The sequence below is a fragment of the Pseudomonas sp. FSL L8-0168 genome (assembly GCF_037976155.1).
Classification (GTDB): Bacteria; Pseudomonadota; Gammaproteobacteria; order Pseudomonadales; family Pseudomonadaceae; genus Aquipseudomonas; species Aquipseudomonas paracarnis.
Genome location: NZ_CP150262.1, coordinates 1,558,378 through 1,575,000, shown reverse-complemented (window position 1 = coordinate 1,575,000; position 16,623 = coordinate 1,558,378). Strand labels below are relative to the sequence as shown.

The window sequence follows — 16,623 nt, the reverse complement described above, 5'->3', positions numbered from 1 at the left end:
TACGAAAGTAGGTCTTAGTGATCCGGTGGTTCTGTATGGAAGGGCCATCGCTCAACGGATAAAAGGTACTCCGGGGATAACAGGCTGATACCGCCCAAGAGTTCATATCGACGGCGGTGTTTGGCACCTCGATGTCGGCTCATCACATCCTGGGGCTGAAGCCGGTCCCAAGGGTATGGCTGTTCGCCATTTAAAGTGGTACGCGAGCTGGGTTTAGAACGTCGTGAGACAGTTCGGTCCCTATCTGCCGTGGACGTTTGAGATTTGAGAGGGGCTGCTCCTAGTACGAGAGGACCGGAGTGGACGAACCTCTGGTGTTCCGGTTGTCACGCCAGTGGCATTGCCGGGTAGCTATGTTCGGAATAGATAACCGCTGAAAGCATCTAAGCGGGAAACTAGCCTCAAGATGAGATCTCACTGGAACCTTGAGTTCCCTGAAGGGCCGTCGAAGACTACGACGTTGATAGGTTGGGTGTGTAAGCGCTGTGAGGCGTTGAGCTAACCAATACTAATTGCCCGTGAGGCTTGACCATATAACACCCAAGCAATTTGCGAACTCGAGAGAGGCCAGATTGCGGTGTGTGAAGACGCAATGAACCGAAAGTTCGACGCTCACAAAACACCGAAAACTATCCCATACCCAATTTGCTGAAGCGAGGCCAGTTGGCCACGACTCAGTACCCGAATTTCTTGACGACCATAGAGCATTGGAACCACCTGATCCCATCCCGAACTCAGCAGTGAAACGATGCATCGCCGATGGTAGTGTGGGGTTTCCCCATGTGAGAGTAGGTCATCGTCAAGATTAAATTCCGAAACCCCAATTGCGAAAGCAGTTGGGGTTTTGTTTTGGGCGCTCGAAAATTCCAGCGCTTCTGGCAACATTAAATAAGCTGCCGTTGAGGGAATTCGATACAAAGTGTTTCTGCATTTTTGCTATGGTGCAGCACATTTTCACAAGGATTGATCCTTATCCGCAGGATGCGGCGTCGACCTTTTCCAACGAGATGCTGTAGAAATGCCTGAACCGATACCTATCAAAGATCACGAAAAAGAAAACCGCCTGGTCAACAAGCGCTTGCTCGCCTGTGCGGTGCTGGTGATTGGGATCACCTGTGCGCTGGTAGGGCGCATGTATTTCCTGCAGGTGGTGCAGTACGATTACCACTCCACAATTTCGGAAAACAACCGGGTCCACGTACTGCCCATCACACCGACTCGCGGCTTGATCTACGACCGTAATGGCGTGGTGCTGGCCGACAACCGCCCGAGTTATAACCTGACCATCACCCGTGAGCGCACCGCCGACCTCAAGGGTGAGCTGGACGAAATCGTCAATCTGTTGCACCTGCCTGCCGAAGACCGTGCGGTGTTTGATAAGGCGCTCAAGCAGGCCCGTCACCCGTTTGTTCCCGTCACGTTGTTCTACGAATTGACCGAAGAGCAGATCGCCGTTTTGGCCGTCAACGAGTTCCGTCTACCTGGTGTGGACGTCGAGCCACAATTCGTTCGCCACTACCCCCTGGGCGCGCACTTTGCCCACTCCATCGGCTACGTCGGCCGCGTCAACGAAAAAGAATCCAAGACCCTGGATTCGGTGGAGTACCGCGGTACCCAATCCATCGGCAAAACCGGAATCGAGCGCTTTTACGAGTCAGAACTGCATGGCCATGTCGGTTATGAAGAGGTCGAGACCAACGCACAGGGCCGTGTGCTGCGCGTGCTCAAGCACACCGATCCGATCCCTGGCAAAAACATCGTCCTGAGCCTCGACGTCAAGCTACAGGAAGCCGCCGAAGAGGCCTTGGGCGACCGTCGCGGTTCAGTGGTCGCCCTGGACCCGCAAACCGGTGAAGTACTGGCTATGGTCAGTAAACCGAGTTTCGATCCGAACCTGTTCGTCACCGGCATCAGCTTCAAGGAGTACGCCGCGCTGCACGACTCCATTGACCGGCCGCTGTTCAACCGCGTGCTACGCGGGCTCTACGCGCCAGGTTCAACCATCAAGCCGGAAGTGGCCATTGCCGGTCTCGACAGCGGTGTCGTTACCCCACAAACCCGAGTGTTCGACCCGGGTTACTATCAGTTGCCAGACTTTGACCACAAATACCGCAACTGGAACCACAGCGGTGACGGCTGGGTGGACATGGACGCGGCCATCATGCGTTCCAACGACACTTACTTCTACGACCTGGCCCATAAGCTCGGGATCGACCGCCTGCACGACTATCTGGCCGAGTTCGGCCTGGGCCAGAAAGTGTCCCTGGATATGTTCGAAGAGTCTGCCGGCCTGATGCCATCCCAAGCCTGGAAGCGTGCGACCCGTCGCCAGCCGTGGTTCCCAGGCGAAACCGTGATCCTCGGCATTGGCCAAGGCTATATGCAGGTGACGCCACTGCAATTGGCCCAGGCCACAGCATTGATTGCCAACAAAGGTGTATGGAACCGCCCGCACCTGGCCAAGACCATCAATGGCGTGGCGCCTGTAGATGAGCACCCAATGCCCAACGTGGTGCTCAAGGACCCTCGTGACTGGGAGCAGGTCAACCACGGCATGCAATTGGTGATGCACGATCCACGCGGTATCGCCCGAGCGGCAGCACAAGGCGCCCAATACCGTATCGCCGGCAAGAGTGGTACCGCCCAGGTGGTGGCGATCAAACAGGGTGAGCGCTACAACCGCAACAAGACCTTGGAGCGGCATCGCGATAACGCCTTGTTCGTCGGCTTCGCGCCGGCCGAACATCCGAAAATCGTGATTTCAGTCATGATCGAAAACGGTGAGGCCGGCGGCCGTGTAGCCGGGCCTGTGGTGCGCCAGATCATGGATGCCTGGCTGCTCGACCAGGAAGGCCACCTCAAGCCGCAATACGCGGCGCCGGCCAAGGCGCCGGGTGATCCACGGGTTTGACTCAGACCTTCCATTCGTCCCAGCGCGCTACGCCGTCATAGGCCAGCCAGGGCACTTCATGGGCCGTCCAGATATGCGAGGTGGGCCTGACGCCCGGATCATCATCTAGCGTCGCCACCCGCACGATCACGTGGGGCTGATGCCCACGTTCAGCAATTAGATGCGCGCCGCAACGCGAGCAGAAATGCCTGAATTTGCCCGGCGAAGATTCAAAGGACGACAGCAACTCCTCACCCTGCGTCCAGCGAAAATGCTCACGCATCACCCCGGCCGTGGCAACAAACGCGGCCGCGTGTGCCTTGCGGCAGCTTTTGCAGTGGCAGTGGCTGATGGGCATGTCCAGGCTGTCGACTTGGTAGCGCACACCTTTGCACAAGCAACTTCCATTCAGTGGGTCAGTCATAACCTATGGCCAGGCAAGGAGGGGGTCATCATCATCGCGCACAACGCAAGGTTGCGCATTGGTTGATGTCGCCTAGTGTTCAGTGAAGGAGGTGACTCATGCACGTATTAGATCGCATCGAACGCAAGGTGCTGCTCAGCGCATCACGTAAACAGGTCTGGGAGGCACTCACGCAGGCCGAGCAATTTGGTAACTGGTTCGGTATCGCGCTTAAAGGTAAAACCTTTGTGGCCGGAGAAACCATCGAAGCGCCAATTACCTACCCAGGTTACGAACATGTCGTGTGGAAGGCCAGGATCGAACGCATCCTGCCCCAAACGCTGTTTTCTTTCTGGTGGCATCCTTTTGCAGTGGAAGAGGGCGTCGACTACGACAAGGAAACACCGACGCTGGTGGAGTTCACGATTGAGGATCGCGCTCCAGGCATCCTCTTGCGGGTCGTCGAGTCCGGTTTTGACCAGATCCCCGAAGCGCGGCGCCAGAAAGCCTTCAAGATGAACTCCCGTGGCTGGGACGAACAAATGAGCAATATCGAAAGCTATCTGAATCAAGCCTGACCCGAACGGGCATCATGGTTGATGCCCGGCTTCACGCCAGCGTGCATTCGATTGCTTTAGAAACTCATCTGCCACTGGCCGACCACCGCATGATTGCGGCTATTGCTACCCAGCTCGCCGTTATAACCGACACTCAGGTTCTGCTGCGCAGACAAACCCACCGCCAACCCCACTTCAACCATCAAGCCGTCGCGGTCCAGTGCGCTGCCTTCAATATTGAACGCGTCGCCGCCAATCAAAAAAGCCTGCCGAGTCTTACTGTCGACATTGCCATAGAGGTGCCGCCAGCCGAAGCTGGCCTGCGGGGTCAGGCTGATGCCATTCTCCAGTTGGCTCAGATGAGCCAGGCGCACCCCGAAGGTACTGCTGACATTGTCCTGGGTTTGTGCATCCACCTTGAGTGAAGCATCGCCGCCTTTCTCGCGGTACTTGTCGCGGTGATAGCGCTGATAGCCGAGGTTGGCGAAGGGTTCGATATTCAATCGGCCGTTACCCAGCATGTAACCCATCTCGGCAAAGGCTTGCTGGCTATTGGCATCGTAATCACCCTTGGGGCGCTCGCTGAAACCTGCGAATTCCACTGTGCGCTTGTTGTTACCCCTGTGCTGGCTGTACGCAGCCCCCAGGCGCAACGCAACTGGGCCATCCTGGCGTACGGCATATGCCCCCGCGTGCCAGCTGCGCAATGAATTATCGACGTTGTGGCTGTCCATATCGGTCTTCGAATAGCCGCCCAGTACACCCAGGCGCCAGAGAGGCGACAAGGACCAGTCAATACCCAGCAGACTGCCTTGTGTGCGTTGCTGTGAAGACGCATTGCCGTGTTGACCATCAAGCTTGCCGTAGCTGCCGATACCTTGCAGCCACACGCGGCCTCGCGCGTTTGGATCATTCAAGTTGCGGGCACTGCTGGGGATGCCACTTATGGCCAGCTCAGGTGTTTGTACTGGATCAAGCCCGACGAGCAAGCTTGAACTGCTGCTCATCTGGCGCATGGCCGACAGCATGGACGTGGCCACCTGGCTGCTGGCCGCCAGTGTGGCACTGGCGAGGTTGGCGTTGCTGCTGCCTGCCAGGGCCTCGAGCGCGGCGCTGGCCGTAGTCTCCGAGGTGGCCAGCAGCGCGTCGTAGAGCGGGTTGGGGTTTCGCATCATGGAGGGCGGGGGGAAACTGCCATCCCAGTTGCTCCAGTGGCGCCACGTGATGGACTCGATGCTGTTGACTGCGTGGGCGGCGTTACGGGTACGGGCGTAATCGATGAACTCGACATCGTTGCGTGTGTAGCTCAGGTTCACCCGGTTATTGTCGTAGCTGAGTGTTGGCGTCAGGAAGGCGTAGTAGCTGCGCAGGTTGGAGTCATCAAAGGTCCCCGTGATGCTGCCTGCTTGCAGGACCGTGTACGTGCTGTGCCAGGGATAGTCCATCGAGTAACCCGGCTGCGGCCACAAATAGGCACCGTTGAGGCTGGCATTGCCGACCACATGGGTGGTCGCAGCACTGCCGTCGGGATAAGTAGCGAACTCGAATGCAGAGCCTGGCTTCATGATCAGGTTGCCGTTGACCTGAGGAGCGCCGACAACGGTATCCGTGATCAATCTCCCGCTGACGGTAAGATTGTTGACTGAGCCTCGGCCCCGGTAAGTCGCGCCTTGGTCGACGATCACGTCACCAGCGATGTTGCCCTGGTTGTTTAAGTGACCATTGGCAGAGAGGCGTGCGCCTTCGCTGAAATCGCCGCGACCATTGAGTACCCAGTAGCCGCGACTCACTTGTAGTACGTCAAAATTGCGCGTCGCCTCGACCGTCCCGTCGGGTTCACGCGTATCTGAAGGATAATATTGGTAGCCCTCCAGAATCATGGTGTTATGCCCTGCGCCGCCGTCAACTAACCCCTCAAAACGGGCGCCGGGGTACAGCGTCAAGGTGTCGTTGCCGCCCCCCATGTCCAGGGCTACACCATTACTCCCGCTGATCAGGGCACCGTTGAATACCCGGTCGTCGAAATTACCGATAAAGCGTGCGCCATAGCCATCAAGCCCACGCAGGTCGACGAAATTTCTCAGCTCCGTTGCGCCGGTTGCCGGCCCATCATGGCCATCACTGACTAAGAGGCCATTGTTGGTACCTGTGATTGAGCCGGTACGTGGAATGCCTGTGGAAGGATCAAACCTGCCGCCGTTAAACAGGTAGCCACCGCCAATCGATACCCCATCGCTGGTGTTGGCTCGGCCATTATTGTCCGCTCCACTGGCGCCCAATGCCCGGATAACGCCAGAGTTTTCGATGTGGGCAATGCCCCCTACGCGTAGGCCATCGCCATCGATATTCTCCAGGCGTCCCTCTCGTCCGCCAGTGATCGTGCCGTCGTTGTAAACCATGGCATCACCCGTTATCGAAACTCCAGCGCCGTCACGTCCGGTAAGCGTGCCATTATTGCTCAGCAAATTGAGTTGTTCGCCTGAGATTGCATGCCGGGCGCCCGAGATTACCCCGGTGTTGTCGATGCGCACATCGGTCGCAGCGCCCAGGCTGATCGCGTCTAATTTATCGGCACTGATCGAGCCGTCATTTTGAATGAAGACATTGCGTTGCCAATCAGGCAGGTTTTGGCGAACGCTGACGGCGGTCGTATGGGTGGTGATGCTGCCGGTCTTGGTCACCCACAAACTGGGATTGTAAAAATAGCCACTGCCCACGGTGAGCGGGGTATTGGTTGGGGTATCGATGAATGCTTGAGCAAGGCTGGCAGGAGAAAGCGAGGCGCCGGAAACAATCAACGAAATAGTCAGGGCCAGACGGCGGGGGACGAACGACATGCGCGAAATCCTTTTCTTGAATCGCGCTATCTTCCTATATAGCCATTTGATATTGCCAGCGCATTCTTATCCTAAAAAGCGATGACATCCTTTTTATGATATTGCGCGCTAGATGTGCGTTTACCCGACGCCTTGGCCCGGATGCCGAGTAGAATCACGCCCTGAACGCGATTCTTGAGGTGCGGTACGGTGGATTTACAGCAGGGTTTTGTCCTGACCCGGCATTGGCGCGATACCCCGGCGGGTACCGAGGTCAGCTTCTGGCTGGCCACCGACCAAGGGCCACGGTGCATTCGCCTACCCGTGCAGACCTCGGTGGTGTTCATCCCGCAAGCCCACCGCAAGCCGCTCGATTGGCTGCTCAAGGGTGAACGTGATCTCGAGTTGCGCCCCTTGCAGCTATGCGACTTTCATCACCGCCCGGTTCTGGGCCTCTATGCGCGCCAGCACCGCCAGTTGATGGATATCGAGAAGCGCCTGCGCGCTGCCGGAGTCGATGTCTACGAAGGTGACGTGCGCCCGCCGGAGCGCTACATGATGGAGCGTTTTATCACCGCTCCCGTCTGGTTCGGGGGCACCGCTGATGCAAGCGGCACCGTGCTCGACGCGCAGATGAAGCCTGCCCCCGACTATCGCCCGCCCTTGAAGCTGGTGTCCCTGGATATCGAGACCACCGCCCAGGGCGATCTGTATTCCATCGCCCTCGAAGGCTGCGGCGAGCGCCAGGTGTACATGCTCGGCCCGCCGAACAAAACCGACGCGGTGGATTTCAAGCTCGACTATTGCGACACCCGTGCTCAACTGCTCGAGCGCCTCAACCAATGGCTGGCCACTTTCGACCCCGACGCGATCATCGGCTGGAATGTGGTGCAGTTCGACCTGCGCGTACTCCACGAACACGCCCAGCGCCTGAACGTGCCGCTGTTGCTGGGGCGTGGCGGTGAAACCATGGCCTGGCGCGAACACGGCAGCCGCAATCACTACTTCGCGGCGGCGGCGGGGCGGTTGATCATCGACGGTATCGAAGCGTTGCGCTCGGCCACTTGGAGTTTTGAATCCTTCAGCCTTGAAAACGTCGCGCAAACCCTGCTTGGCGAAGGCAAGGACATCTCCACGCCGTACCAGCGCATGGACGAAATCAACCGTATGTTCGCCGAGGACAAACCCGCCCTGGCGCGCTACAACCTCAAGGACTGCGAACTGGTCACGCGGATTTTCGAGAAGACCGAGCTGCTCAAGTTCTTGCTCGAACGCGCCAGCGTCACCGGGTTGCCGGCCGACCGTAACGGCGGCTCGGTGGCCGCCTTCACCCACCTGTACATGCCGTTGATGCACCGCCAGGGTTTCGTCGCGCCGAACCTGGGTGACAAACCGCCCCAAGCCAGCCCCGGCGGGTTTGTCATGGACTCGCGCCCGGGCCTCTATGAATCGGTGCTGGTGCTGGACTACAAAAGCCTTTACCCATCGATCATCCGCAGTTTCCTCATCGACCCGGTCGGCTTGATCGAAGGCCTCAAGCATCCTGACGACAGCGACTCGGTGGAAGGCTTTCGCGGCGCACGCTTCTCCCGCACCCGGCATTGCCTGCCGTCCATCGTCACCCGAGTGTCCGAAGGCCGCGAAGAGGCCAAGCGCGAGCGCAATGCGCCGTTGTCCCAGGCACTGAAGATCATCATGAACGCCTTTTACGGTGTGCTCGGCTCCAGCGGCTGCCGGTTCTTCGACACCCGGCTGGCATCTTCGATCACCCTGCGGGGGCACCAGATCATGCGCCAGACCCGCGCGCTGGTTGAGGCCCAAGGGTACGAGGTGATTTACGGTGACACCGACTCCACCTTCGTCTGGCTGGGCAGCGCGCACTCTGCGCAGGACGCCAATCGCATCGGCCTGGCGCTGGTGCAGCACGTCAACGACTGGTGGCGCGCGCACCTGAGCAACGAGTACGGCCTGCAAAGCGCCCTGGAGCTGCAATACGAAACCCACTTCAGCCGCTTCCTGATGCCGACCATTCGTGGCGCCGAGGAGGGCAGCAAAAAGCGCTATGCGGGCCTGGTCGTGCGCGAAGATGGCGGCGAAGAAATGGTCTACAAAGGCCTGGAAACCGTGCGCAGCGACTGGTCGCCCCTGGCCCGGCAATTCCAGCAGGAACTCTACCAACGCATCTTCCATCGCCAACCCCATCAAGACTACATACGCGATTACGTGCGGCGTACCTTGAGCGGCGAATTCGATGAGTTGCTGATCTACCGCAAACGCCTGCGCCGGCCCTTGCACGACTACGAACGCAACGTCCCGCCCCACGTACGCGCCGCGCGCCTGGCGGACGAGTACAACGATCGCCTGGGCCGCCCGCGCCAGTACCAGCGCGGTGGCTGGATCAGCTACGTGATCAGCGTCAACGGCCCGGAACCGCTGGAAGTGCGGCGGGCACCCATCGACTACGACCACTACGTCACGCGCCAATTGCAGCCCGTCGCTGACGCAATCCTGCCGTTCGTGAATGACGATTTCGGTACCCTGGTAGGCGGGCAGATGGGGCTATTCTAGGTAATCACCACAGGCTCAATATTGCCCATCGCTCAGGAGGAAACGCCCATGTACACCCTTTACGGCACCGACGAATCCGGATCCTGCATGATCGAAATCGCCCTGCAGCGCTGCGCAGTGCCGTGGCATCGCGTGCAGGCCAGTTCCTGGCAGGACGACGAGGGTAGCGACGCCCTTGCACGTATCAATCCACTCAAGCAGATCCCCACCCTGGTCACTCCAAATGGCCAGGTACTGACCGAAAGCGCCGCGATTCTGATCCACCTGGGCCTGGAGTATCCCAAGGCCGAGTTGCTGGCTGGCGATCGTACGCAGATCCTGCGCGGCTTGCTGTACATCGCCGCCAACTGCTATTCGGCGATCGGCATCATCGACTACCCGCAACGCTGGTTGGGCAATGCCGATGAGGTGCAGCAAGCACAACTGGTCAGCGGCACACGGCGCTACCTGCATCAGGCCTGGGTCGTGTTTGCCGATCAGTTTGCCGGCCAACTGTTTACACCCAGCAACGCGCCGAATGCACTGGGCATCATGGCGGCGGCGGTATCGCGTTGGGACGACGCGCGCGAGGTGCTCGGCAACCTGGCGCCGGGCTTTGCGCAGAGCCTGGAGCGGGTAGATGCCGACCCTGTCGTGGCCCCCGTTTTTGCCCGGCATTGGCCGCAGTGGAAGGTCTCGTAACCGGAAGAAACAATGACCAGGCCACTGTCCAAGCCCTTGCGTAGCGGGCTTCCTGACCTACGCTTCTCAAGGTGTTGTAGGAATCATCCTTGAATTTGGCTGTCGCAGACATGAAACTCAAGAACCCTGCATGGAATTCAAAGGAGGTGCGCATGCTCATCCGGTCGCTGACCCTGGCTACCTTGATGGCTTTTACGGGGCCGTTGTTGGCCGCTGATGATAATCCGCTCAAGCAGGAGTTGGGCAAGACGCGCCCCCTGGTGGTCGTGGAGCTTGATGCTGGAAACCCGACACTGGCAACGCTGAAGAAACAACTGGAAGAGGCTGCCATCAAGCAGTCCTTCGAAGAGCGCAGCATGGTGTTCTATACCGTGAAGTTCGGCAGCATTGGCGCTGAAGGAGAGAAGTTCGCCAAGGACCCAAAGGACAGCAAGAAGCTCACGCCGCCTGAAACCAACGCGCTGATCCGCGCCCTCAAGCTCGGCGTCGGCAGCGGCACCAAGGTGATTCTGATCGGCAAGGACGGCGAGAAGAAACTCGAAAAAACCGTGCCACCGGACAGCCTTGACCTGAAGGAGTTCTTCAGCGCCATTGACCAGATGCCTCAGGCGGAAAAGGAGCTTGCCGCACCTGCGGAGCCGGAGCCTGTTCCAGCCGCGCCAGCGGCTGCGGCCAAGGGCACCAAGCCCGCCAAGCCCGGCAACAAAGCCCCCAAGCCGCTGGAAGATTGAACAGGTCCCCTCCCACCGTTCTGGTGGGAACCGGCCTCAGGCTTTCCACGGCTTGAGCCAAAACCCCAACCCCACCAACACCAGCGCGCCGGCCAGGCTACTCAACCCCAACTGCCACCCATCGTTGTGCAAGGGGTGCAGGGCCAGCGCCGCCACACCCAACAGCACCCCGCTCAAGCCCCACTGCAATGGCCAGCCCAGTTGGCCGAGCAGTTGCTGGCGGTGCATCAGCAACAAGTTCGTCACCACGACGCCACCCAACGCCGCCAAGGCGATCCCCGGCAGGCCGATACAATAGGGCAGCACCACCAGCAAGGCGGCGTTGACCAGGCTGCCCAGCAGTTCGCAATTGAGCGGCAGGCGCGTGTCGCCGCTGGCATAGGCATAGCGAGCGAGCATCGCGTTCCAGGCGCCAAACACCAGAGGCGTGGCGAACCAGGCCAGCAGCGCCGGCAGTGGGCCATCGACGCTCTGGGCGGGCATCAGCAGATGGATCAGCGTGGGGCTGGCGCCAATCAGGCCGAAGGCCGCAGGCAGGCTCAGCAGGGTCGCTGCATCCAGGCCGCGACGCAGCAGGGCCAGGCGCTGCTGACCTTGTTCGCCGCTCATCATGCCCAGCAGCACTTGGTTGAGGCTCATCAGGGCGATCAATGGCAGGTTGATCAGCTTGCGTGCGAGGTTAACCCACGTCACCGCGCCTTCCCCCAGGAAACTGGCGATCAATCGCTCCAGTAGCGCCAGGCCCTGGCTGGCCACGTTGCTGGCCAACAACGGGCCGATGCGGCCCAGCAATTCGCGGCCTGCCAGCGGGTCGCCGCTGATCTGCCACGGCCGCCAGCCGAAAGACCAGACCGGCACCAGCAACGGTAGGCACATCAACACACTGCCGGCAAAAAAGCTCATGGCCAGTTCGGCACTGTCGCTGGAGCTGCCACGGATAAACAGGTACAGCACCGGTGGCAGATTGAACAGTAAAGAGCCCAGGCCCGGCAGGACAAAACGTTGGCGTGCCTGTAAGGGAATACTGAACAGCCCATGCATCACCAGGCCCGGCGCACAGGCGGCCAGCCAACGCAAGTTAGCGGCGGCTTCGGCATGGGCCGCCACGTCCAGGCCGGGGCCGATCAGGCGCACCCACAGTGGCGCGCCCAGCGCCAGTACGGCAAACAGCGCCAGGCCCAATCCCAGCAGGCGTGGGGATAGGCTGGCCAGCCAGGCCTGCTGGCGGTGTGGGTCGCGTTGTTGATAGAGGGGCAGGGCAGCCGCCGCAAGCAGGCCGGCGGCCAGGGTCATGCGCAATGCTTCGGGCAAAAACACCGCCACCAGAAACCCGTCGCTGCGACTGCCCGCGCCCCAGGCCGCCACCAGCAGCCATTCGCGGGCGAAACCGGCGACCAGCCCTGCGAGGGTCGCGATGGTCAGCCAGAGCGTGCTGCCGAACATCAGTGAAACAGGGTGAACAGGCCTTTGCCACCCACCTTGTAGTTCAGATCATGGCAACGTTCGCCCATGATTTTGGCCCCGGAACCGCCAATGATTTTGTAGGGGGCTACTGCCTTGGCCACCACGGTATTGGCGCTGATCACTGAACCATAGCCCAGGTGCGTGCCATAGCCGATCAACGCCCGGCTGCCGATCCACACGTAGTCGTCGATGTAGATCGGCCCGGAAATCGACCAGAACTCTGGTGCCTGCAAATCATGACTGCCGGCGATGATCAGCACGTGGGAGGCGATCGCCACGTGGTTACCGATCACCAGCCCGGCACGGGCGTCCACCTGGCAATGCCAACCGATTACCGAATCGTCGCCGACCACCAGATTGTGCATGCCCAGCACCTCGGTGTTACGCCACAAGCTGGAGCCCTTGCCGATCTTCGCGCCACCCAGGCGCAGCCAGGCGATGCGTACATGGTGGCTGGGGATCTTGTTGATCAAGATGTTGTAGGCCATGTCCCAGACACTGCGCCACCGGTCTTTGACGGTCGCCCAGTTTTTGCCGTAACGCGGCAGTAGCTGGGCCGCAAGGTCCTGTTTCATCCGGTGGAACAGGCGGCGCGCCACCGGGTGCTCAATCGCGGTTTCCAGATCGATGGAGCTGATCCAGAAGCGCTTGTTGTCGCCTTCGCCTTCTTCAAATACCACGTCGTTGGCCAGGCACCAGTCCAGCGCCTCTTCCAGGTCCGGCAGGCTCACGCCCATTTCAGCGGCCAGCGTGGGGAGGCGGTCACGCAAGTCGGTGGAGTGGATCATCCGGTGCTTCATGGTTGGTTATCCTTTGGCGCAATAGCAGCAACAGGGGCGGTAATGGAGGGGCGCAGACGCACCTGTTGCAGGCTCATGCCCATCAACAGCCAGAACAGCGCGATCAGTACAAAGGTGAAGCTGAAATAATGGTCGAAAATCCCCGTCAGCAGTGCCGCCAACACACCACAGAGGCACCCCAGCCACAGCGCATTGTCGGCGGTGACTTTGCGCACCTGGCCCAGGGGGCGCACTTCGCGCCACCACAACAGGGTGACGGTGATAAACAGCAGCATCCCTGGAATGCCGACTTTGTAGATGAAGTTCAGCCACAGGTTGGAGATCCCCAACAGATTGGAGCCGGGCACGGGCGGGTCGATCTTGAAGCCGATCCCCAGGGGGTAGGTCGCCATGGCGGTGGGGAACCGGGCGTACTCGTCAAAGCGGATTTCGGTACTGGCGTTGGTGGTCGAGAAGATGGTCAGCAAGCGCTCCTGCAACGGCGGATAGAACATCACCAGCGCAACGGCGAACGCCGCCCCGATACCGATAATGCGTCCGCTGTTCGGCACGCGCTTGTAGGCCAGCCAGATCAATACCAGCGCCAGGGCCACGATGGCACCACGGGAAATACTCAGCAGCAGGCCGGCACACCCCAGCACCGCCACCGCCAGGCCCAGAGCCCGACGCCAGCCGCTGCGGGTCCAGCCATAGAACAGCGCCAGGGGAATAAACAGCACCAGCACGCCACCGGTCAGGTTGGGGTGCACCCAGGGCGAGGCCATGCGCGTGTAGTTGGCAGAGAAAATATCCTTCACCGCTTCCGGGTGGGCGTATTTGAGGTCGGTGAGAATATCGATCATCGACATCGCATTGCGCGTCTTCAGGAACATGAAGATCGACAGCAGCAGCATCGCCAGGTTACCCAGCAACAGGGCGACCACCACCTTGTCGCGGTCAGCGTCGGTGCGCAGCAACAGCGGCACGATAAACAACATCGACAGGTTCATCAGCCAGCGCACCCAGTTCACCGGCCCGTTGCCTTCGGCATGGATGATCAGCATGCCCCAGATAAACGGAATGGTGCTGAACAGCATCAGCCACATCAGCGCCCGCTCGGTCGGTCGCCACAGCATGAAGCCACGGGTCTTGCCGATGAACGATTGCCAGAACACCCCGACCCAGGTCAGCCCCAGCACCGCCTCGCTGACGGTGGTGCGGATGCCCAATTGCAAGGTGGTGTAGGGAATACTGGTGGCCAGTACCGCGAAAATCAGCAAGCCCCACAGGGGAAAGCGGATCAGGGTCAAGGCCACGGCCACACCGGCTACCACCAGCATGACCTTGATCGGCGACAGGGCCAACAGCAACCCGCCGAACACCAGGCCCAGCAGCAGACTGACGAATTTTCCTGGCAGCATTAGCGGTCCAATTCCTTGAGCAAAGTGTCCAGGCGCGCGCGATAAGCCGGTTCGGCAAATTGCCGGGCCCAGGCGCGGTGTGTTTCGCCGTCTTGCGTGGCCTCGGCGCCGGCCAGTTGTTGCATGACCTTGTGCAGTTGCTCGGCGTCATGGGGGGCGAAGCGCGGGGCATCGGGCGGCGCGATTTCATCCAGGGCGCTGCCGCGTGCCACTGCTACCGGCGTGCCGACACTCAAGGCTTCCACCACCGGCAAGCCAAAGCCCTCGGCATAGGACGGCTGCCACAGGCACGCCGCATGACGGTAGAGCGCTTGCAGTTGGCTGTCCGATAAACCGCTGCACCAATGCAGGCCCGGCAGCTCACCGAGTGTCGCCGGTACATCGCTGGGGTGGCCCACCAGAACCAAGTCCGGCACCTCAGGGTTCAGCGCACGGCAGGCCTGCCATTGGCGCAGAAAGAACTCCATGTTCTTGCGCGGCTCCCGCGTGCCCACCACCAGCCAGTAACGCGCCGGCAGGTTGGCGGGCAGCGGTTCTGGCGCTGCATTCAATTCGGGCACCAAGTTGTTCAGCACGCGGAACTTGGCCCGTGCCCAGGGGAACAGGCGCGCGGCTTCATTGCAGGAAAACTGCGACGGGCACCACACCCGATCAGCCTGCCACACCGACCAGGCAATCGAGGCCCCGTCGATCAGGCGGTAGGCCAGGGCCTTGAGTTTGGAGCGATGGAAGTTGCGGTGGGTCAACTGAAACAGGTCATGCAGCACCAGTACATAGCGAGTGCCGGCGGGTTTACGGCACAACGGCAAGCCCATATTGGCGGTGGCGATGTACAGGTCGATCTGCTGCTCGTGCAGCGCCCTGGGCAAGAACCCGCGCTCGAACCGCAGGCGCACTTGTGGGCGTTGCAGGCCGTCCAGCGGGCTGGCCCAGGCCGGGCAAACGGCAGTCTGGCGCTGCGGATGCTCCAGGGGCGCTTCGCTGAACAGCACCACCTCGGTGTTGCCCCGCGCGCGCAGGGCGTCTTCCAGGGCCACGACCTGGCGGGCGATGCCCGAAGACGGCGCAACCGTGGCGGGGCGATAGTCCAGGGCTACACGCATGGCTGAGACTCCTTGGCGGTGAGCAAGCTGCGGTAGAGGTGCTCCAGTTCATTAGCCGCCACCGCCCAGTCGTGGTATTGCCGCGCGTAGTCGCGTGCCGCATCGGCCAGTCGCCCGGCCAGCGCCGGTTCATCCAGCAGGCGCACAACGGCGTCGGCCAGGGCCTCAGCGTTTTCGCCGGCCAAGTAATGTACCTGTGGCTGTACCGCCAACCCGGACACGCCCTGGGCCGTGCTCACCAGCGGCAAGCCGGCGGCCATCGCCTCCAACACCTTGAGCTTGGAGCCGCCGCCATGGCGCAACGGGGCGACAAAACCGGCGCAGCGGCGTTGCAAGGCACACAGGTCGGGAACAAACCCCAGCCACTCGATACGTTCATCGGGCCAGCGCTCGCGCCAGTGTTCGGGTAAGCCATAGCCGACCACTGCCAAGCATGCGCTCGGGCACTGCAACCAGAGCCTGGGGAAGATCTCGTCGAGCAGCCACTGCACGGCGTCCAGGTTCGGTGCGTACTCGTAGTTACCGACGAACAACAGGCGCTGGCTCTGCGCATCGGCGCTGACCTCGGCAAAGGCGCGGCTGTCGACCCCATTGACCACCACGCTTACCGGCGTCGAGGACAACGGCCGCATGGCCTGAGCGTCCGCCTCGGTCACGGCGACCACATGAGCGGCGGCATCGAACGCCTTGCGTTCCCATTGCCGGCAGCGCCACTGGTCATACTGTACAAACGGTGCGGCCCACTTGGGGAAACGGTCGTAAGTGGCGCCGCCGAGGCTCGATTCCAGGTTGTGCTCGGTCAGCACAAACTCGCGCCGTTGCTGCTGCAAGGTGCGCAGAAACGGCTGCAGGCTGTAGCTGTGTTCTACCTGAATCACGTCCCAGCGCTCATTCAACAGTTGCGCAAACTGGGCCTGCAACGGTGCCGACAGGCCGTTGACCGTGGTCAACAGCGGCCAGGGCGCGAACAGGCCGCCGAGCAGGGTCAGCGGATGTTTCAGCGGCCGGCGTGGAACCACGATCAGGCGTTCGAGTAACGGCTCCAAGGCCGCATGCGCCGCGTCATCGGCCGGCGTTTTCGATTGCGCCAGCAGCGTGATGCGATGCCCGCGCTCACTCAAGGTGCGCAGCAAATGGTACTGCCGCGTCTTGCCGCCGCTGGTGGTCGGCCACGGCAGGTAGGGCACAATCCAGAGGATTCTCATGTACA

The 16,623-nt window shown here is 60.8% G+C and carries 12 protein-coding genes and 2 rRNA genes (1 of these 14 only partly in view); 7 read left to right on the top strand and 7 right to left on the bottom strand.

The genetic code is table 11. The features are described 5' to 3' along the window. The 3 genes from MHH62_RS06585 to mrdA form a co-directional block, all read left to right on the top strand. Window positions 1-533 (top strand): 23S ribosomal RNA (locus MHH62_RS06585) (it extends 2,359 nt beyond the left edge of the window). A 156-nt stretch (window positions 534-689) separates the two neighbouring features. Further along, window positions 690-805, top strand: a 5S ribosomal RNA gene (gene rrf, locus MHH62_RS06580). A 213-nt stretch (window positions 806-1,018) separates the two neighbouring features. Next, window positions 1,019-2,911 (top strand): penicillin-binding protein 2, encoded by a 1,893-nt coding sequence (mrdA, locus tag MHH62_RS06575; RefSeq protein WP_339232713.1) that lies wholly within the window; start codon window positions 1,019-1,021, stop codon window positions 2,909-2,911. 1 nt (window position 2,912) lies between these two features. Here the strand turns inward: mrdA and MHH62_RS06570 are convergent, their stop codons facing one another. Continuing rightward, window positions 2,913-3,314, bottom strand: coding sequence for a GFA family protein (locus tag MHH62_RS06570; protein ID WP_339232712.1), 402 nt, complete (start codon window positions 3,312-3,314; stop codon window positions 2,913-2,915). A 98-nt stretch (window positions 3,315-3,412) separates the two neighbouring features. On the opposite strand from MHH62_RS06570, the gene MHH62_RS06565 reads away from it, so the two are divergent. Next, window positions 3,413-3,871, top strand: coding sequence for an SRPBCC family protein (locus MHH62_RS06565; RefSeq protein ID WP_019818740.1), 459 nt, complete (start codon window positions 3,413-3,415; stop codon window positions 3,869-3,871). Window positions 3,872-3,927: 56 nt separating this feature from the next. Here the strand turns inward: MHH62_RS06565 and MHH62_RS06560 are convergent, their stop codons facing one another. Further along, the gene (locus tag MHH62_RS06560) at window positions 3,928-6,687 is read right to left on the bottom strand and encodes an autotransporter domain-containing protein (RefSeq protein ID WP_339232711.1); all 2,760 of its coding nucleotides are present in this window, start codon (window positions 6,685-6,687) and stop codon (window positions 3,928-3,930) included. A gap of 189 nt (window positions 6,688-6,876) precedes the next feature. Between MHH62_RS06560 and MHH62_RS06555 the strand changes: the two genes are divergently transcribed. From MHH62_RS06555 to MHH62_RS06545, 3 genes are all read left to right on the top strand, one after another. Beyond that, window positions 6,877-9,234 carry a DNA polymerase II gene (locus tag MHH62_RS06555; protein ID WP_014717827.1) on the top strand — a complete coding sequence of 786 codons (2,358 nt, stop codon included), beginning with the start codon at window positions 6,877-6,879 and terminating at the stop codon, window positions 9,232-9,234. Between the two features lie 48 nt (window positions 9,235-9,282). Next, entirely contained in the window at window positions 9,283-9,915 is a 633-nt protein-coding gene (locus MHH62_RS06550) for a glutathione S-transferase (protein WP_020302532.1), read from the top strand. 152 nt (window positions 9,916-10,067) lie between these two features. Then, complete coding sequence (locus MHH62_RS06545) at window positions 10,068-10,646, top strand: DUF4174 domain-containing protein (RefSeq protein ID WP_014717829.1); 579 nt, start codon at window positions 10,068-10,070, stop codon at window positions 10,644-10,646. Window positions 10,647-10,682: 36 nt separating this feature from the next. Here the strand turns inward: MHH62_RS06545 and MHH62_RS06540 are convergent, their stop codons facing one another. From MHH62_RS06540 to MHH62_RS06520, 5 genes are read right to left on the bottom strand one after another with little or no spacing between them, the layout of a single operon-like run. Beyond that, on the bottom strand, window positions 10,683-12,089 hold the full coding sequence (locus MHH62_RS06540) for a lipid II flippase MurJ (protein ID WP_339232709.1): 1,407 nt from the start codon (window positions 12,087-12,089) through the stop codon (window positions 10,683-10,685). Continuing rightward, complete coding sequence (locus MHH62_RS06535; protein ID WP_014717831.1) at window positions 12,089-12,910, bottom strand: acyltransferase; 822 nt, start codon at window positions 12,908-12,910, stop codon at window positions 12,089-12,091. The genes MHH62_RS06540 and MHH62_RS06535 overlap by 1 nt, the downstream gene beginning before the upstream one ends. After that, the gene (locus tag MHH62_RS06530) at window positions 12,907-14,310 is read right to left on the bottom strand and encodes an O-antigen ligase family protein (RefSeq protein ID WP_020302534.1); all 1,404 of its coding nucleotides are present in this window, start codon (window positions 14,308-14,310) and stop codon (window positions 12,907-12,909) included. Before MHH62_RS06530 ends, MHH62_RS06535 begins: the two co-directional genes overlap by 4 nt. Continuing rightward, the gene (locus MHH62_RS06525) at window positions 14,310-15,413 is read right to left on the bottom strand and encodes a glycosyltransferase family 1 protein (RefSeq protein WP_103452006.1); all 1,104 of its coding nucleotides are present in this window, start codon (window positions 15,411-15,413) and stop codon (window positions 14,310-14,312) included. The genes MHH62_RS06530 and MHH62_RS06525 overlap by 1 nt, the downstream gene beginning before the upstream one ends. After that, window positions 15,404-16,618 carry a glycosyltransferase family 4 protein gene (locus tag MHH62_RS06520; RefSeq protein WP_339232708.1) on the bottom strand — a complete coding sequence of 405 codons (1,215 nt, stop codon included), beginning with the start codon at window positions 16,616-16,618 and terminating at the stop codon, window positions 15,404-15,406. The genes MHH62_RS06525 and MHH62_RS06520 overlap by 10 nt, the downstream gene beginning before the upstream one ends. Window positions 16,619-16,623: the final 5 nt, after the last annotated feature.